This is a genomic window from Microbispora sp. NBC_01389, assembly GCF_045040095.1.
In the GTDB taxonomy this organism is placed as follows: Bacteria; Actinomycetota; Actinomycetes; order Streptosporangiales; family Streptosporangiaceae; genus Microbispora.
Map to the genome: position 1 here is coordinate 5234459 of NZ_CP109552.1, position 16980 is coordinate 5251438.

Genomic DNA, 16980 nt, shown 5'->3' on the forward strand with positions numbered 1-16980 from the left:
TCGGATGCCCGCAGCGGAAGCCCGAGCCGACGGCTGGACGCCCTGCCCCGGCTGCATCGGCAGCGGACAGGTGTGAACCTCCGATCCCAGTCCGGGACGTCCTCGCCGTCCAGCGGCCCGCTCGATAAGCGCTGATCCCGTCTTCAGTCCCTGGCTTGCCGACCACGTCCCATATGGCCTATAGGCGGGCGCGAGGCGGCGCCCCAGTGGTGGCGCCTGCATGTCGACCGGCCGAGGGAAATCCCGCCTCCTTTATCGGCGCGTCCGAAAACGGGCGATGATGCCGTTGTCCTATCTGTGGAACGTAGTAGTTCTGATCGCGCAGGTACTCCGCCCCATCGAGCTCTTATCGAGCCCTTATTGCCAGTGTTGCGTGGGGCAATCGGCGAGGCATAGGATGCCCGTGACATGCTGGGTGATGACATTGCTTTCTCATAGGCGGATGCTTTCCTGTCTGCTTGCTGATACTCCGCCATCCCTGCTTGTCTGTGCTCCCGTGTTGTGCGACACTCAGGGCAGCCTGCATGAATGGATGGGGGGAGTGCCGTGCCTCGTCCCTGGGAAGCCGACACTACGGCCGAACTTCGGAGACGTCTCGGGAAATCCGCGCTCGAATTGGGCAACACAACCGGAAGCCCGTCATGCCCGGACATCTGGGAGCTGTCGAACGGGGATATCGGCGTAATCGGCCGTGACCTTACCCATGCCTATGCTGATCGCCTTCCCTCGGATGTGAGTGTTGGCGAAGACGAACGGCTCGTAGTCATCCCCCGCAATATGATCATCGCCGCCAAGTCGGACATTCCAGATGCTTGAGGATGTAGTTCAGGCCCGTTCTACTGCCCTGACCTCCGAACAGTACCTGTCCGATTTCTGGCCGTACTTTCAGAAGTTGCAGGATGTCTTTTGGAAGCTCGAGACTTATCAGAATTTCCGGGAGCCGGATGACGCCAGTTGGCGGGCACTCGACGCCGGAAACTGGAACGAAGCCGTACGTCTCATCGACGAACGTCGCGACGAGATCCAGGAACCCGTCCGGCAATCCCGTGATTTCTCGATGCGACGAGTGCGTATTGTTGAGAAGCCGTTCACTCCGTATGTCCAATGGGAGCTGTACTACATTCGACTCCGGGCTCAGGCGGGCGAGGATATTCGCGTTCTCGAATCCGATGTCCTGCCGAAGTCCGGATTCTCCTATCGGTTGCCTGAGCTGGTGATACTGGACTCGGCGGTGATGTATGAAGTGCTCTATTCGGCAGACGGAACACTCGCAGGAGCACGGAAGATCGTCGACAGGGGACTGATCGACTCCTGCCGACGGGACGTGGAGAGATTGTTCGACATGGGGCGCGACCTGCTTCCATACTTGCACGAGGAGCGTGCGGCGCTGCCTCCACCTCTCCAGCAGTCCGATAGTCCCGTCACCTGAGCCATTGAGTCCGCGACGCCCCATTCCCCGTGTGGCCGGCGCCATCGGCCGCCGCTTCGCCGTTATCGCATCCCTCTTCGTGTCCATCGTCCTCGTTTCCGTTCTCGTCGTTTCCCCACCCCTGTTCCTCGACGTGTTGAAGGGTAAGCGCAACGACTGGATGCTGCTCAGTGACATAGGGCAGACGTACGGGGTGGCATCGGCGGTACTGGCGGTCTTCGCCCTGATCGGCGTGTCGTTCTCTCTGATTCTTCAGGCGCGAGAGGCGAAGGCGGCTCGGGAACAGGCCCTGCGAGCGCTGCACGGCGACCTCATGAAGATGGCGATGGAAGATCCGCTTTATCGCGCATGCTGGGGGCCGTTCTTCTCCGCGGAAGAGGAGGACAGCCAGAAGGCGCACATGTATGTCAACATGATCATAAACCACTGGCTGTTGATGTGGGAATTACGCGCCATCACCGAAACGCATCTGAGAGAAATTTCCCGCACGGTCCTTGAAGGCCCGATCGGGCGTAAGTTCTGGCATGACGTCAGAGCTCTCCGCATATCCAGCACGGGCACGCGCCGCGAGCGCCACTTCAACCGGATCCTGGACGCCGAATATCAAGAAGTAGTTCGCAGGAATCCGGTCGCCCCTACCTGGGAACCGCCCGCCAGGGCCGATGTGCTTCCTCATGCGAGGGTTATCGAGAGACAGAAATCCGTATACGAGGTCGTACTGACACAATCCCTGGCCGTGCTGGGCGCCGTGCTCGCCATCGAGCTCATGCGCAAGGTGGCAGCGGCCGTCGCCAGGCAGCGGCGCGCTTGAACTCGTCTTTCTCAACGGTCCTATGAGTAGCGGCGCCTTCCTCGTCGAGACCGGGCCGGGATTGTTCTCCCAGCCACGCTCATAGCATGGCCGGTGGGCAACGCGTTCATGCCCGCGTTGAACGTCGTCCTACAGGGTTGTTAGCTTGCGCCCATGTCAGATCTGGGACATGTGGCTTGGCCACCTGAGCTGATCCGGACCGAGCGGCTCGTGCTCCGTGAGGCCGAGGCGCGGGACCGTACGACGTTCATCGAGCTGCTTGCCTCGCCAGAGGTGCACACCTACCTCGGCGGTCCCCGCCCGCGTGACGAGCTTGAGCGTGAGATGCCCGAGGTGCCCGAGCGGTGGCCCGGGAGTTTTGTCGTCGAACTCGACGGGGCGATGATCGGTCAGATCCTGCTCAGGAGAGCAGTCGGGCACCGTCGCCCGGCTGCTGTGGGGAAGGCCGATCTTGGTTACCTGTTCCTGCCGAAGGCCTGGGGGCAAGGGTACGCCGCTGAGGCGTGCGCGGCGGCGCTCGACTGGTTCGACGGCGTCCTTCCCGGCGAGCCGGTGGTGCTCACCACCCAGAGCGCCAACGTCGCTTCGATGCGCCTTGCGGCAAAGCTGGGGTTCACCGAGGTCGAGCGGTTCCAGGCCTGGGACGCCGAGCAGTGGCTCGGCCTACGGCCCCCGGCCATGTGACGGGGCTACGCGATTCTGGCTCCGACGCTTCCCTTGATGCTGTCGGTGATGTTCACGATGGTGGCAGCGACGGATGGGACATCAATGTGCGTGACGTCCTCTCAGGGCCTGGAGACTCATCCGGCTGACTGTTCGGGCTCGTCGGTGAACAGGTCGGCGGCGCAGGTGGCGGTGGCGGCGCGTCGTGTCCATTCGTCGAGCCTGTCCAGGTCCGTGCAGCTGGTGATCCGGGTGCGGTCGGCGTCGGAGACGGGAATGCCCCGTACCTGCAGGAAGGTCAGTACCGCCCTCGCCTCGCCCCTCGCACAGCCTTCTTGAAGACCCTCAGTACGGCCGGTCTCCAGGCCTTTGCCGTAGTGCTTGCGGGCGAAGGGGCTGTAGACCGGCCAGGCGGTTGATTCCATCAGCTTCTCCATGATGTGTCGGGCAGCCAGTGAGGCCATGCGGTATGCGTACTCATAGTATTGCGGAGCGTGTTCGTCGGGGAGGTGTTGCAGCGCGGCCATGAACGCCTCCACCACCGGAACGTGGTCTCCGTGGGTCATCACCGACAGCGCGGCCATCTCCGGATGCGTCGCCGCCTCGGCCGGGTCCGTGACAGGTGGGATATGTTCAGGACCGATTACCTGGCAGGTGAGGGTGGTGCCGGGCAGCTTGGTGGTGATCGGCTCGGCCGCCCAGGCGGCGGTGGCGGCGTTGGGGCAGATCATCAGCATGGTGACCGTGCAGTCCAGTTGTAGCCACAGCGCTGCGACGTACCGCGGCAGCTGTCGCCGCTTTTCCTCCTCCTTCGTGCGCTGGATCTCCACGATGATGGCGTGGGCGGGGGAGCGCAGGGGCCCGACAACGATCACCGTGTCGGGACGCAGGTCCAGGGACGGGCGGTCGTTGAGCTCGTTGCCCACCAGTTGGACTGGCAGCCCGTCGGGCATGTCCACACCCAACCGGTCGCGCAGCATCTCCACCGCGAGTCGCGGCCGGTTCTGGAACATCAAGTTCAGTGTGTCGTGCAGGGGGGATGGCATGGCACGCAACGCTACAGCACTATTACTCATAGTAACGACGCGTTCCCTAAGATCACGCCTGATCGATCTCCGTCACCGGACCACTCGTCCACTGGGCGAGGTGACACGACCTGTGTCAGTTATCCATGGCGCCGTGCGTGAATCCACCGCCGGGCGGGTCGCGTACTGGCATATCGCAAGGGCCTGACTCAGCAGGTTCTCGCCGATCGCCTGGGCTGGTCGGCCAGTTGGCTGCGCCTCGCAAGGTCAACCGCCGAGAGGCGGTGCCGTGACGAGCTTCCATCGGTACATGCCCTCGTCCCGGTTGAGGTCGATCAGTGAGACGTGCGTAAGGGTGATGGGCACGATCTCGGCATGCCGGGTCAGGGTCTCCCGGATCGGAGCCAGGGGAGTGCCGGAAGCGTTGGCGTAGGCGAGGCTGACGTGCGGGTGGAAGAGGTCTTCGTCCTCGGGCACACGAGCGTTCCCCCAGACCTTTGCGATGCTCTCGCGGATGCCCTGGCGAACGGCGGCTACGGCCTCGGCCGGCCGCACTGGCAGGAACACGCCTTCGGTGCCGACGACCACTGGGCACAGCTCGACCGAGATGGGAGGGAAGGAGGCCACGCGCTCGGCCGCCGCCGTACTGATCGCGGTCAGGTCCCCGTCGTTTACCTCGTCGGTGAAGCCCACGCCTTGCAGCGTCATGTGCAGCCACTCAAAGGGAACGGGATCGAAAACACCCGCCTCTTCGAGGTGGGGACGCATCCGGGCCGCGAACTCGCGTAGGGCGGGTTGATCACCGACAAGGAAGTGCCAGGTGTAGAACGACCGGCCGCGCCGCCAGCCTGGGCGCCACCACCAGTGATCACGCGTCCGCTCCTCGGGTTCCGTCATGAGATCACCTCCGCCTGATTCCGGCTCTTCATCGGCACCGTTCGATCACTTCTCGCACTTGGTGTACGTCTCGGTATGGCGCAAGGCGGCCGAGGACGACGCGATGACGGCGCGTGGTTCGGTCGCTGGCGAGGTCCTTCGACAGGTCGAACATCCGCGATGCCGTACGTGCGGCCTCCTCCGGCTCGTTGGCGTCCGCGAGCGCGACGGCGAGCCAGGAGAGGTACAGAGCGAGCTCGCGGGCGTGGGTGGCGTCGTACTGGCGTAGGACGTCGGTGAGCAGCGGTACCGCGCGAAGTGGTCGCCGTAGTTCCGTGTAGGCGCGCGCCTCCATGATCTGTAGTTCGTGCGCGTTCACCCAGTACAGGTAAGCGGGCTCATCCTCGTCACTGTGATCTTCCAGGGCCGCGCTGGCCTCGCTCAGCGCTCGCATGGCCGCGTCGGCTTCCTCGACCTGGACATGTGCCCAGGCAACTCGATCCCAGGCGAGGGCGCGTGCCCGTGCCGGCGCATGTGGTCCGGCCGCATCAACTGCCGCGTGCGCGAGCGTCACCCCCTCATGCGGGTCGCCGACGTTCGTGATCTGGTAGGCGAGGGAACCGAGGAGATTCGATTCCAGAGTGCCGTCTCCGGCCTCCTGAGCGGCCCATATGCCGAGGCGATAGGTTTCCGCTGCCTGCTCGTGGTGTCCCGCATCGCTGGCGACCCACCCGGCGATCTGGGCAAATTCACCTATCCTGCCGAGCAGTGCGCGTCCCGTGTTCTCGGAATAGGTGGCTTCGCGGTAGAGCCGTGTCGCGGCGTCGAGTTCGCGGAACGCAGGCTGCAGAAGGTCGCCGCCTGCCAGTACATCGTCAGCCAGCCGCAGACGATGAACCGCCGCGGACAGGTCGATGATCGTGCTCATTCCGATGCGCCGTCCGGTCCGAGGGAGGCGCGAAGTGAGGGCGCCACTGTCGGGCAGCTTGGCGAGCACATCGTCAAGAGCCGGGCGGGAGGGCGCTTGTGGCATGTCGAACAACTCGGCTTCACTGATTTCGAATACGCGGGTGTACAGCAGCCGGTACGGATCGCGCGGTTGGTTGTGGCCGGCTTCGTATGCCTTGATCCGGCGGATGATCGTTTCCCGGACGGGCAGGCACTTGCGTGTCTCGTCGTCGGCGGCCTCGACGAGGCGGCGGGCCATCTCTTTCTGACTCCACAGTCGGCTGCGCCGCTCGGCGCGTAGCCGTATGGCCCACGGGGGGAGCTCGGCGTCCATCGCGTACACCTTTTTGTCAGACCGGGGCTTTCTGACCGCCCCAAGTGTCCCTCAACTACATCTGTGATGAGGGTGTTACACGCTGTTGTATCTGGAGGTGAAGACGCAGACAAGCCGGGATCCGCAGGTGCAGGAACACCATACGGACCCCTTGATCAGGATGGTGGTCCTGACCCATGACACAGAGTAGGGGTGTTGCCGCCGGGCGTCCGGTGTTCGCGGGGTGGCGGATCATGCGGAGCGACGCGGGGCGGTTGTGGGCGACGCGGGAGCGGCCGTTCCCCTCGGCGGTGGAGGAGGCGGGCGCGCATCGGACGGTCGACGGCGATGACCTGGTGGCGTTGTGCCAGGCGATCGCCGTGCAGGAGGGCATCGCCGAAGGGGTGGCCTGGTGACCGCGCCCGCCGTGGTGCCCGACGCCGCCACCGGTGAGGACGACGACGAGGAGGACTGTCCTGGTGTGTCGCCGCATCCGGCCGTGCCGCGTCCCGGGTGGACGAGGTTGTGGTGGATCGAGGAGAGCCTTGGGCGTGGCCGGGTCGTCGCCCACACCTGCGCCTGTCAGATGACCTCTTATGAGCTGGTCTGCTGCGGCGGGGTCTACCAGTTCTGCCGCCGGGCCCTGGCCCGCCACGATGTGCCGCCGGTGTCCTGGACGGCCCGGCGGTGGTGGATCGAGGAGGCGCACGAGTGGTGGCACCGCCTGCTGGCCGGTCAGTCCCGATGAAGCTCCCCGCCGGTCACGCTCTGGCCGTGGCCGGCGGGGCCAGGGCGGCCTGCCGTACGCCTGAGGGGGCTTTCCACGGCAGGCCGCTCGCTTGCACGACGATCCCGCGCCGCTCAATGCGGCACAGGAATAACCGCGAGCTAATCACGAGAGGGGTCCTATGTATTTCCGTGAACCGACCGTACGATGGGCCGGTTGGGCGACATCATGGAGCGGGGACGCGTGGACCGGGTTGTCTGGAGGATTTCATGACGCTTCGCCTGAGGAGCTTCGTCACCATTTCCCTGCTCGCCGGCCTGATGCTGTCCGCCTGTACCGAACCCGCACCCAGGCTCCCCACCGCAGCCCAAGTCGAACCCGCCCTCAAAAGCCACATCGACGTGACTATCAAGAACGCCGTATCCAAAAACGTGAGCGTGGCCGATCCTGGCGGGAAGGACATCCCCTGCGGAAACGGCAGGTACAAGCGCACCTATGCCGTGAAGGCGGACTCTGTGTGGGACTCCGACTCGGATATCATCGCGACCGCTCTGATCGGCGCCTTGCAATACGCGGGAAAATACAAGTTGGTGAGCGCTAGCGAAGACCTTACCCAGAGGGAGGCGGTGAGTGCTCAATATCGAACGCGCATCACCCTTTCTTCTCCAGCCAAGGGCAAGATGATAGTGCGGGGTGAGACGGAGTGCTTGCCGTTGAGTTGATGGTCACTCAAGTTGTGCTGGCCCGCGCAGCTCCACATCCTGCCTCGCTCCGCTGAACGAAATCTTCAGCTGCTGCTGAGCCTCGCCGATCTTTGTCTTGTCTGGTCCACCAGATCCGTTGGCGATGAGCCAGTTGTCGAAGTTCTGGAGTGCGGACTTGTCCTTGACTATCCTGTCCAGAGGTAGAAGCTTCCCGTCCTTGTCGGTTATAGGCGGATGGGAGAAACGAGGGTCGGTGGGAGGAAATTCGGCCTTGAACCCGTTCGACATCAAGGTGGTGGCCAGCCAGCTCTCTCGTGCCAGCGAGGCTGCACGATCCCTCTTTTCGAGTTCTCCCACCCGCGTTTTGCCGGGGGTGAGTATCGGCTCCATCCCGAGAGGTGTGAGAGTAGAGACTCCGAACCACAGCAGTTGTCCCGACTCCGGAATCCGGAATCCGACCACACCGAGGGCAACGCCGGCGAGGAAGAGTTCGGTCTTGATTCGCTGTTGCTCCTCTGCGTCAAGCGCGGCCTGACTCTTCCGCTCCGCCATGAGCTGCATGCCAGATACATAGCCGAGTGCCTGCATCGCTCGCTCCAAGTTGTCGATGCTCCCCGTAGCACGATCCTTGCGCGCGGCGGCGTTGACGATTCTGTTGGTGAGGTTTCCCATTCCCTCTTCGAAAGGCTTGATGTGGTCGGGGGAGTCCGCGAAGGTCTTGACGAAGGCGTAGGTGTCCTTCGGGCTCAGCCGGAAGGCGGGGTTCAGGCCGGGGATGATGGTCTTGACCGGGCCGAACGCGCTCGGCTGGGTGCGGTTGGCGTCGCCGAGGTTGGCGCCCTCGGTGATCTCCGTCGCGTACGCCCCGGCGATCTCGGCGAGGTGGACGCGGGTCGGTTCCTGGATGTCGAGCTTGGGCAGCTCGCGCATGAGCTGGAAGGCCATTTGGGCGGTCTCGGCGGAGTGGGCGCCGTCCTTCTCGTCGTACGCTCCGGACGCGGCGGCCAGCATGCGCCCGAAGGCGTCCGCACGGGAGTTCTCGTTCTTCTGTGCTTCCGGCTGGAGCGGCGCATGCCATCGAACCTCGGCCCTCTCGTTCAGTGCGCTGAGTGCCTTCGGCAGGGAACCGTACTCCCTGGACGCGGTGGAGAGCGCCGTTCTGGCGGCCTTCGCATTGTTGCCCAGGGCGTTGAGAAAGCCCGCCAGGTCCGTACCGCCGACAGTGCTCCCCTTGCCCAGCGCGTGCAGGCTCACGACGGCGGCGAGCCAGTCGGCGGGGAACTTGCCGGCCCGCAACAGGTCGCCCAGTCGCCGTTCGCCATGCTCCGGAACGGCGGCCTGGCCGTTGCGAAGTTCGGCGAATCCGGCGTCCGCAGGTGGGTGTGGTCCGGTGGGGTAAGTCGACAAGGGCGGCAACCAGGCACCAGTTGTCGGAGGGGCCTTCCCGGTAACGAGTTCGTACCTGACCTCGGCGAAGCCCGGCACGGCGGCGCCCTCCCGGACGGCCGTGCCGAACGCTTGGCTCACCACGTCGAGCGCCTTGTCGGGGGCGTCCATCCCGGCCCTGAGCTTCCCGGTGAGCCCGAGGGTCCCCTTGGCTCCGAGCGCCGCGAAGAAGGCGGCGACGAAGTCCGCGTCGTTGCGGTGCGCGTCCAGTTCCGCGACCAGGCGGGCGAAGGTCTCGTCGTTCGTCTTTCCGATGGGAACGCCGTAGTCCCTCGCATCGGTGCGGGAGAACCGCTCCGCGAGTGCCCTGCCCTGACGTTGCGCCTCGGACGCCGTGAGCACGGCGCTTTCGTCGAGCGGTACCAGCCCGGAGGCCATGCCGGGCAGCCACCCCGCGATGTTCTCCGACGCGAGGATCGTCGCCTGCCGGCGCCGCAGCTTCGGCAACTCCGCCTCAAGCCAGGCCAGCACTTCTCCGACCGGGTTCAGCGCGGCGGCCGAGACGTTCACCGAGCCCAGCACGCGCCGGATGGCGTCCGTTTCCTGCCTGATGACGTCGTGGCTGCGCGTGAGGGCGTTGATGAACTCGCTCATCCGCCCCGGGTCGATGCCGCTGAAGTCCGGCGACAAGGGTCCCGTTCCCGGGGATGTCGGCTCCGCCATCGTTTCCCCCGTCCGCCCGTACGTCCGTGCTGGGGTCCTGCGGTCCCAGGTAGCAGAGGCTTGCTGGTCGCTCAGGCCTACCGGCTGCCATGCCGATCGGAACCCCCCCCGAACATCCCACCAAGCCGAAGGGTAAGACACCGACGTGCTCCTGAGAAGGCGTTGGAGTGGCCGAACAGACGCTACTCGACCAGGAGGTCCAGGATCGGGCTCGCTTTCGCGATGCCCGATCACCCCGATGGTCGGCACAAGTGGTGGCGCGGTCTGCCGGCCGGTCAGGCCCGGTGAAGCTCCCCGCCGGTCACGCTCTGGCCGTGGCCGGCGGGGTTAGGGCGGCCTGCCGTACGCCTGAGGGGGCTCTCCACGGCAGGCCGCCCGCTGCGCGACTCGTTCTAGACGCGCCATTCGTCCTGGTAGTCGTCGTGCCAGTTGTAGGCGGCGGCCTCCAGCTTGAGCAGGTGCTCCGCCTGGGAGTGCTCCTCGATCGCCAGGTAGAAATCGTCGAGGAGGACGGACTCCAGGAACGCCACACGATCTCGCTTCGCCCACAGGTCCCGCTCCGCCCTCCAGTCGCGCACGCCCCTCCGCGCGACCAGGTCCGTCTCGTGGAGGCCCTCCTCTATGCGGGCGTTCAGGAAGGCGATGATCTCCCCGAACATGGACTCCCCGAGGTTCGCGCGGGTTCGGCGGGCCGCGGCGATGATCTCGCGATAGCGAGCGGCGAGAGCGGGCTCCTCCGCTGTGGCGAGCCGCGTCCACGGGAAGCGCAGGACGATCGCCTCCCCGTCGGCCGGCTCATTCTCACCCACGAACGCCGCGGCCCGGAGAAGCGCGACCGCCAGCAGCGGGCGATTACGGACGATCCCCAAGAGGGTCTCGTGATCAAGTGTGGCCATGGACCGGACATTACAATGAGTGACCAGTTGATCGCCAAGGGTACTTGACTAAGGGGTGGTTTCCTTCTCCCAGGTAGAAGCTCTCTTCGCCAGGGCATTCCCACGTCTCGATCGCGGCCTGCCCTGCCGGTGTCGGCGTGACACGGCGTCGCGCTGTGTCCGGTTGCGGCAGAGGCGAGGGGTTTGCCGGAGAGATGTACCCCTTATCGGACCGCCCATAAATCACGGCGACGATAATAATCTCAAGAACTGAGATAAATCCTCCGCCGTGGGTGACCAAGGCTGGCGAGCGACTCGATCTTGAGGAGTTTGGTGAACGCTTCGCGATGGCCTGGTCGCGCCTTCGGCAACGTTTCCTGAAGGGTGAGTGCCGACAATCGTATCATGAGCCAGAGCGCAATCGATCTCAGGAGGTCTATCACCGAGGCGACTCGGACCGGGCTGTGAACCTGCTGCGAGAAGAGGCAGAGTCGGACAGGCCGCTCTTCGACGACATCAGGCATCGCGGGATCGAGTACGCGCGAATCCGGCTCGTGCATGTCCGAGGGTACCGACTCTGCCACTATGTCACATTCGTCGGCGTTGGGTCCTGCCGCGCCATCTCACATAGACTTGCTCAGATAGCCGGCCGGTAGAAAAAGGTCCGGCGGCGGCGGACCCGGCCGTCATGGAACTCGAACCAGTCCGCGAAAAGTTCGTCCAGCGCTGCGCCCTCCCTGGACACGCCGCTGAAGTGACCCCAGCAGAAACCCTGGAGAGTATCGCTCACCACGGAACGCAGCTCGTGGACTCCATTACCGATCGGGCGTTTCTCCTGGTAGAAGTCACAGAGATCGTCCACACCGATAATCTTGGGAAACCCTGGACGGTCGTAGGTGATGTCGCTTGTGACCAGTTCTCTGAGCGTGGCCCAGTCGTTCGTGTCGATCGTCGAGAAGAGTGTTCTGATGATCTTTTCGTGGGGGTCCATCGCGCCTCCTTCCGAGGCACCTTAATCGGACGCGGTGACAACGTCGGGGGGTTGCAGATCCGACTCCGTCAGCGTTCTCAGCTGTTGGTGGTCCATGTCGCGGAACCACGACATGAAATGCCGGACGAAAATACCCTCCGGGTCGGTGATGATGAAGATCCCCATGATCTGTACGGCGTCCTCATCACGCAGCCTGGGCGCGTGCTTGTGGATCTGCCAGATGATCGAGCCGCCGTCCTCGTGTTTGACCAGGACGAAAGATGTGGGGAGAGTCGCTCGAACCTCGGCGACGCGCAGACGCTGAGCTCCCCATTTGGAGCTGTGCCTGGCGATGCTCCGGTAGTGGTGCAGATAGGCGGGCGCGAGTTGTTCGGCGAGATGCCCAGGGCTGCGATCGCCGTTGCCGTCGGACTGGATGATCCGGTGATAGGTCACCTCACCGAACCGCCTCTCGAACTCGCTGAGGTAGGCACGTTGGATGTGCGCCCACCGCGGCTCGTTAGAGGCCTTGAACACCTCAACGTAGGAATTGACAGCATAGATGTGGGCGCCGCGCGGGGCCATGCGGATGACCTCGCCCGCATCACGGTGCAGCCTTTCGACGTCCTCGGCGCGGTCGGCCTTGTAGTAGGTGGCCTTCAGTAAGGACTCGCCGTTGGCGAGGGAGTTCACTGCCTCCTGGAGGCGGACCAAGCCCAAAGGCAGCTGCCGGACGATGTGCTGCAGGGCGACCACGAGCGCCAAGCCTGACACCGCAAACAGGCCGACCGCCGTCCATCCCACCGCTCCAAGGGGGGAACCGACAAGGATGATCAACGAGCTTCCGAGGGACGCGGCGTGGACCATCAGCAACATGATCACAAACGCCGGAGAACGCATCAAGGAGCCTCCGAGGATGGCCGGTGCGGGGTCCAACCACCCGCACACGTATGGATCGTGTTGTAGGTAATACCTTAACTCCGGGCTCGTCCGGAGTGCTTACCGATTACCGTTGATATCGGGAGCTGTGGGACAGCCGGAGGCAACGTGGGATCCATCCAAGTGCGCATACCGATCAGAGACGGACAATCTGGTACTAATCACTACCTGATAGCCGAAGTGGACGCTGACGACGCGCTGGAGCTCGCCTCCTTGGACGGAAGGCTGGAAGAGGCTTCGCGTTCGCTGTCGGCGGCTCTTGACGACATCAGCCCCGCCCTCGAAACGATAATGACGAAACTCCAGGCGGCCACCCGCCAGCCCAAGGAGATCCAGGTGGAGTTCGGCCTCAAGTTCGGCGGCGAGTTGGGGTTGATTTTCACGAAGGGAACCGCCGAGGCGTCGTTCAACGTCACGATGACCTGGGCTCCGCAGAATCCGGCGTCGTGACCGGGAGCGCGTCCCGGCCGGAACGCGCGACGGTCCGCATCCTCGCAGGAGGTAAACGGCCCGTGGGGCTTGGCTTTCTGGTCGGCCAGGAGCAGATCGTCACGTGTGCACATGTCATCAACTCGGCGCTCGGTCGAGAACAGCGCGAATCGGCCGCACCACCAGATGGCGCACTGATCTTCGTCGACTTCCCACTCGGAGGCGACGGCCGCCATAGCCACGTCCGTCCGGCAAAGATCATCAGGTGGCATCCGGGCGGTGACCAACCTTTCGACTGGAGCGACGTCGCCGGGCTGGAACTGCTGGAGCCGCCGCCTCCATTGACAGCCCCAGCCCGGCTCCGAGCGATCGGCAGCCCGGCGGGGACGTACATCCAGGTATGGGGGCCTCTGCCGAAACGTCAGTTGATGGGGCACGTCACCGGCGAACTCCTCGGTGCGGCCGACCCCGTTCGCAGCCAGGTCGACCAGCGAATCGCATCAGGCATCACAGCCGCAGCCGGCTTCAGTGGAGGGCCGGTCTGGCACCGGGACAGCGGTGAGGTCGTGGGCATGCTCCAGGCGATTGCCGGTGATCAGCAGATCTACATAATCGGACTGCACGCGCTCGCCGCGGCCTGGCCCGCAGTCCTTCACCAGCCGCCCCGTAATCCCTACCGGGGGCTGTTGCCCTTCGAGGAGTCGCACGCCGAGTTGTTCTTCGGCCGCGGCGAATTCGTCCAGCGACTCGTTGAGGACGCCAGGTCCCGGCGGCTGCTCGCCGTGACAGGTCCTTCAGGCTGCGGAAAATCGTCCGTCATCAGCGCGGGGCTGATCCCTCGGCTCCGGCGCGAATCCTCGATACATGTTGTGCGCGTCCGGCCAGGAGACCTGCCGACGTTCTCACTGGCCTGTGAGTTCGCCGCCGCCGAAGTCCGAGACGCTCATGTCCAGATGTCCCAGATCGACCAGTGGCGTACGCGCCTCCTGGAACGGGGCCTGATGGACGCGGGGCGTCGGCTGGCGATCGGGCTGAGGGTGGACCGGCTGGTCGTGGTGGTTGACCAGGCCGAGGAGATCCTCACGCGCTGCGCTGATATCGAGGAACGTTCCGCTTTCCTCAACCTGCTGGCGGAGACCGCCACGGAGCTGAGGCCGTCGGAGCAGGCCGACGTCACCGTCGTCCTGACCATACGTGAAGAACATTTCGGCGGCCTTCTCCAGCACCAACATCTCGGCGAGTATCTTCAGGCCCGTTCCCGGGTCCTGCGTGCGCTCTCGGACGTGGACCTCCGATCCGCCATCACGGAACCCGCACGCTTGGCTGATCCCGAACGCCCGGTTGTGTGTGATGAGGACCTGATCGAAGCGCTCAGCGCGGATTTCGGCCGACAGCCGGGACGACTACCGCTCCTCCAGTTCGTGCTTCACCGGATGTGGCCTTTACAAGACCCACCGTGGCGGCTTACGCGGGAGGCCTACTATCGGATGGGTGGGGTGAGCGCCCTTTCGAAGTACGCTGACAAGGTCATCGACAGCCTTCCGCAGCGACAGCAAGCCGCGGCGCAGCGGATTTTCACCATGCTTGTCACTCCTGGAACGAACGACTATGCGCAACCGGTGCGCCAGGACCGGCTCTCCCTGGACGACCTGGCGGTATCCAAGGTTCTGCACGACAAGCGGCTGGTGACCTTCGGTGACGAGATGATTGAAGTCGCTCACGAGGCTTTGCTTCGCGGCTGGGATCGCCTGCAGATCTGGTTGGCACGGGACAGTGAGGTTCTCGCCGTGGCGGGAATGGTCCAGGGTTACAAATCCCAGTGGGAGAACCACAATCAGGATCCCAAACTTCTGTTGCCCGCGCCGTTGCTAGATCGTGCCTTCCAGGTGGTGGAGGAGCATCCGCACCATGCGATGGGGATCATGGACTATGTCGTCCACAGCATGGAGGCGCATCGTGAGGAACAGCGCCGCCAACGGGACCTCCTGGCGCATAACGATGCGATGCACCTGGCGGCGCAATCCGAACTGGCCCGACTCTCGGCGACGGAGACCGCAACCGTGGCGCTGGAGTACGCCATCCGCTCCCTGCGACGCATGCCCCTGCTCCAGGGGGATCGAGCACTGCGTCACGCGCTCGCCAGCACGACCAAGCCGGAACATCGCCTCGGGCACGAGGACGCCGTACGCTGTCTGGCCTACAGTCCTGATGGCTCCCATCTCGCCACGGTGGGCTTCGACGGCACCGTATGTGTGTGGGATGCGGCGACCGGGCGTGCGCGAGTGACCATCCGGCATGCGATGGCCGTCTGGTCGGTCGCCTTCAGCCCAGATGGGAATCTCCTCGCCACGGGCGGTCACGAAGACCAGGTGGGTATCTACGATGTGTGGACAGGAACGCTCATCGGCTCACTGCCGCATCATGACACCGTATGGTCCGTGGCCTTCAGCCCAGATGGACGATTCCTCGCCACCGCGTGTGGCGACGGAAGGGCACGGTTGTGGGATCCGCGTGGTGGACAGATGGTCGCGACCATGGTTCACGACGACGTCGTGCGCAATCTGGCATTCCACCCAGAGGGCAGAGTCCTTGCGACTGCCAGCACTGATACGACCGTGGGGATCTGGACCGTCCCCGCCGGCGTCGAGGTCGCGCGACTGCCTCATGACGGATGGGTTCGGGCTGTGGTCTTCAGCGCTGACGGCGCGCTCGCCTCGGCCAGCCGCGACGAGCGCGCGCGGATCTGGACGGCAGAGAGGATCAACAACATCGTCGTAACCGGCGGGCGAACCCGCATAGAGGAAGAGAACCGGCTCAAGCACAGCGGCTGGGTCCGTACGGTGGCATTCAGTCCCGACGGCGGTCTCCTCGCCACTGCCGGACGTGACGGAAGCGCGCGCATCTGGGATGCGCAGAGCGGAACACCGATTCAGCACCTGCACCACGAGGGCTCGGTGGAAAGCATCGCCTTTAGCCCTGACGGTACCCGGCTCGCGGTCGCCGGGGACAGTAAGACCGCGCATGTCTGGGACGCCCGAACCGGGAGTGAAGCTGCACGGGTCGCTCACGACGGGCCAGTCAACTGTGTGGTCTTCAGCCCGGATGGGGCCAAGCTGGCCACCGCCGGCGCCGATGCGTCGGCCTGCGTGTGGAATGTCCACGCCTCAGATGAGATCGCACGCTTGACGCATGATTCCTGGGTCGAGGCGGTCGCCTTCGGCCATCAGGGCACTCGGGTAGCCACGGCCTGCTACTGCGGTGAAGTCCAGATTTGGGATGTTGCGTCGGGTACCAGCATATGCAGCTACTCCCACACCGGACCCGCGCAGTCCGTGGCGTTCTCCCTTGACGGAAGGTTGATCGCAAGCGCGGGTGCCGACGGATATGCTCGTGTGCGTGAACTCGGCACCGGCCGTGAGATCGCAGAGCTACCGCATCCCGACTGGATAAGAAGCATCGCGCTGAGCCCCGACTCACGCCTGCTCGCGACAGGCGGGGCCGATCGGATCGCTCGTATCTGGGAGATCGAGACCGGAGCCTTCATCACGCAGTTCCCCCACGAGGACACTGTCTGGAGTGTGGAGTTCAGCCCAGACGGACGCCTGCTGGCCACGGGCTGCGCAGACGCGTGCGCACGCGTCTGGCTGATCGCGGACGGCGGGGTGCATAAGGTGCTGCCCCACACCGACATCGTGTGGGGTGTCAGCTTCTCACCAGGTGGAGCGCGGCTGGCCACAGCCAGCGCTGAGTATGCGCGCATCTGGCCGGTCCAGGGAGAAGATACGCCTCTGGACATCCGGCACGACGCTGCGGTGGAGTCAGTGGCTTTCAGTCCTGATGGAAGCCACCTCGCGGCAGGCTGCCAGGACGGTGACGTACGAGTATGGTCCGTGCGGGGCGGCGGGCCATCCGAGGTGGCACGTGTGAGGCACGAAGAAGCCGTGTGGGGCCTGTCCTTCAGCCCGGACGGCCAGCATCTCGCCACGGCCAGTCGGGACAACACGGCCCGCATCTGGCCGGTGACCTCGACCGCCCTGATCGAACTCGCGACCCGGCATCTCGCCCGCCCGATCCCCAAGGACGACTGATCACGCCCACGCGGTCCGTCGAGATTATTGTCCGCGCCCGCTCTATTCGGCCTTCCTGCTGTCCCAGCCGGCCG

17 protein-coding genes are annotated in these 16980 nt (G+C 64.7%); 10 read left to right on the top strand and 7 right to left on the bottom strand.

Annotation, left to right across the window (positions count from 1 at the left end; translation table 11 throughout):
* Positions 1-528: 528 nt before the first annotated feature.
* From OG344_RS23330 to OG344_RS23345, 4 genes are all read left to right on the top strand, one after another.
* On the top strand, positions 529-816 hold the full coding sequence (locus tag OG344_RS23330) for a hypothetical protein (protein ID WP_405084893.1): 288 nt from the start codon (positions 529-531) through the stop codon (positions 814-816).
* Positions 809-1429: a DUF6879 family protein gene (locus OG344_RS23335; RefSeq protein WP_405084894.1), complete on the top strand. Its 621-nt coding sequence runs from the start codon at positions 809-811 to the stop codon at positions 1427-1429. The genes OG344_RS23330 and OG344_RS23335 overlap by 8 nt, the downstream gene beginning before the upstream one ends.
* 31 nt (positions 1430-1460) lie before the next feature.
* Positions 1461-2240, top strand: coding sequence for a DUF6082 family protein (locus tag OG344_RS23340; protein WP_405084895.1), 780 nt, complete (start codon positions 1461-1463; stop codon positions 2238-2240).
* A 153-nt stretch (positions 2241-2393) separates the two neighbouring features.
* Positions 2394-2924, top strand: a complete 531-nt coding sequence (locus tag OG344_RS23345) for a GNAT family N-acetyltransferase (RefSeq protein WP_405084896.1) — start codon at positions 2394-2396, stop codon at positions 2922-2924.
* 116 nt (positions 2925-3040) lie between these two features.
* On the opposite strand, the gene OG344_RS23350 is transcribed toward OG344_RS23345, so the two are convergent.
* The 3 genes from OG344_RS23350 to OG344_RS23360 form a co-directional block, all read right to left on the bottom strand.
* Positions 3041-3916 carry a hypothetical protein gene (locus tag OG344_RS23350; RefSeq protein WP_405084897.1) on the bottom strand — a complete coding sequence of 292 codons (876 nt, stop codon included), beginning with the start codon at positions 3914-3916 and terminating at the stop codon, positions 3041-3043.
* 279 nt (positions 3917-4195) lie between these two features.
* Positions 4196-4825, bottom strand: a complete 630-nt coding sequence (locus OG344_RS23355; RefSeq protein WP_405084898.1) for a 2'-5' RNA ligase family protein — start codon at positions 4823-4825, stop codon at positions 4196-4198.
* Positions 4826-4853: 28 nt separating this feature from the next.
* The gene (locus OG344_RS23360; RefSeq protein WP_405084899.1) at positions 4854-6086 is read right to left on the bottom strand and encodes a transcriptional regulator; all 1233 of its coding nucleotides are present in this window, start codon (positions 6084-6086) and stop codon (positions 4854-4856) included.
* A 176-nt stretch (positions 6087-6262) separates the two neighbouring features.
* Here OG344_RS23360 and OG344_RS23365 point away from each other — a divergent pair, with 176 nt between their 5' ends.
* From OG344_RS23365 to OG344_RS23375, 3 genes are all read left to right on the top strand, one after another.
* Positions 6263-6481 (top strand): hypothetical protein, encoded by a 219-nt coding sequence (locus tag OG344_RS23365; RefSeq protein WP_405084900.1) that lies wholly within the window; start codon positions 6263-6265, stop codon positions 6479-6481.
* Positions 6478-6813 carry a hypothetical protein gene (locus OG344_RS23370; RefSeq protein ID WP_405084901.1) on the top strand — a complete coding sequence of 112 codons (336 nt, stop codon included), beginning with the start codon at positions 6478-6480 and terminating at the stop codon, positions 6811-6813. The genes OG344_RS23365 and OG344_RS23370 overlap by 4 nt, the downstream gene beginning before the upstream one ends.
* A 248-nt stretch (positions 6814-7061) precedes the next feature.
* Positions 7062-7514, top strand: coding sequence for a hypothetical protein (locus OG344_RS23375; RefSeq protein WP_405084902.1), 453 nt, complete (start codon positions 7062-7064; stop codon positions 7512-7514).
* Between the two features lie 3 nt (positions 7515-7517).
* Here OG344_RS23375 and OG344_RS23380 read toward each other — a convergent pair whose 3' ends face one another.
* A complete protein-coding gene (locus tag OG344_RS23380; protein ID WP_405084903.1) occupies positions 7518-9536 on the bottom strand; it encodes a DUF6571 family protein in 2019 nt (672 codons plus the stop codon).
* 461 nt (positions 9537-9997) lie between these two features.
* Positions 9998-10501: a hypothetical protein gene (locus tag OG344_RS23385; protein WP_405084904.1), complete on the bottom strand. Its 504-nt coding sequence runs from the start codon at positions 10499-10501 to the stop codon at positions 9998-10000.
* A gap of 326 nt (positions 10502-10827) precedes the next feature.
* Between OG344_RS23385 and OG344_RS23390 the strand changes: the two genes are divergently transcribed.
* Positions 10828-11136: a hypothetical protein gene (locus OG344_RS23390; protein WP_405089158.1), complete on the top strand. Its 309-nt coding sequence runs from the start codon at positions 10828-10830 to the stop codon at positions 11134-11136.
* Here the strand turns inward: OG344_RS23390 and OG344_RS23395 are convergent.
* Both OG344_RS23395 and OG344_RS23400 read right to left on the bottom strand, forming a co-directional pair.
* Positions 11118-11471 carry a nuclear transport factor 2 family protein gene (locus tag OG344_RS23395; RefSeq protein ID WP_405084905.1) on the bottom strand — a complete coding sequence of 118 codons (354 nt, stop codon included), beginning with the start codon at positions 11469-11471 and terminating at the stop codon, positions 11118-11120. The genes OG344_RS23390 and OG344_RS23395 overlap by 19 nt on opposite strands.
* A gap of 21 nt (positions 11472-11492) precedes the next feature.
* Complete coding sequence (locus OG344_RS23400; RefSeq protein ID WP_405084906.1) at positions 11493-12350, bottom strand: hypothetical protein; 858 nt, start codon at positions 12348-12350, stop codon at positions 11493-11495.
* A 219-nt stretch (positions 12351-12569) separates the two neighbouring features.
* Between OG344_RS23400 and OG344_RS23405 the strand changes: the two genes are divergently transcribed.
* Together OG344_RS23405 and OG344_RS23410 are read left to right on the top strand one after the other, a co-directional pair.
* Complete coding sequence (locus OG344_RS23405; protein WP_405084907.1) at positions 12570-12839, top strand: CU044_2847 family protein; 270 nt, start codon at positions 12570-12572, stop codon at positions 12837-12839.
* Between the two features lie 62 nt (positions 12840-12901).
* The gene (locus tag OG344_RS23410) at positions 12902-16906 is read left to right on the top strand and encodes a trypsin-like peptidase domain-containing protein (protein WP_405084908.1); all 4005 of its coding nucleotides are present in this window, start codon (positions 12902-12904) and stop codon (positions 16904-16906) included.
* Positions 16907-16980: the final 74 nt, after the last annotated feature.

Coding starts and splice junctions, on each gene's coding strand:
- OG344_RS23330 (WP_405084893.1), top strand. CDS start 529: ATGGATGGGGGGAGTGCCGTGCCTCGTCCCTGGGAAGCCGACACTACG.
- OG344_RS23335 (WP_405084894.1), top strand. CDS start 809: ATGCTTGAGGATGTAGTTCAGGCCCGTTCTACTGCCCTGACCTCCGAA.
- OG344_RS23345 (WP_405084896.1), top strand. CDS start 2,394: ATGTCAGATCTGGGACATGTGGCTTGGCCACCTGAGCTGATCCGGACC.
- OG344_RS23350 (WP_405084897.1), bottom strand. CDS start 3,916: ATGTTCCAGAACCGGCCGCGACTCGCGGTGGAGATGCTGCGCGACCGG.
- OG344_RS23355 (WP_405084898.1), bottom strand. CDS start 4,825: ATGACGGAACCCGAGGAGCGGACGCGTGATCACTGGTGGTGGCGCCCA.
- OG344_RS23360 (WP_405084899.1), bottom strand. CDS start 6,086: ATGGACGCCGAGCTCCCCCCGTGGGCCATACGGCTACGCGCCGAGCGG.
- OG344_RS23365 (WP_405084900.1), top strand. CDS start 6,263: ATGACACAGAGTAGGGGTGTTGCCGCCGGGCGTCCGGTGTTCGCGGGG.
- OG344_RS23375 (WP_405084902.1), top strand. CDS start 7,062: ATGACGCTTCGCCTGAGGAGCTTCGTCACCATTTCCCTGCTCGCCGGC.
- OG344_RS23380 (WP_405084903.1), bottom strand. CDS start 9,536: ATGAGCGAGTTCATCAACGCCCTCACGCGCAGCCACGACGTCATCAGG.
- OG344_RS23385 (WP_405084904.1), bottom strand. CDS start 10,501: ATGGCCACACTTGATCACGAGACCCTCTTGGGGATCGTCCGTAATCGC.
- OG344_RS23390 (WP_405089158.1), top strand. CDS start 10,828: ATGGCCTGGTCGCGCCTTCGGCAACGTTTCCTGAAGGGTGAGTGCCGA.
- OG344_RS23395 (WP_405084905.1), bottom strand. CDS start 11,471: ATGGACCCCCACGAAAAGATCATCAGAACACTCTTCTCGACGATCGAC.
- OG344_RS23400 (WP_405084906.1), bottom strand. CDS start 12,350: ATGCGTTCTCCGGCGTTTGTGATCATGTTGCTGATGGTCCACGCCGCG.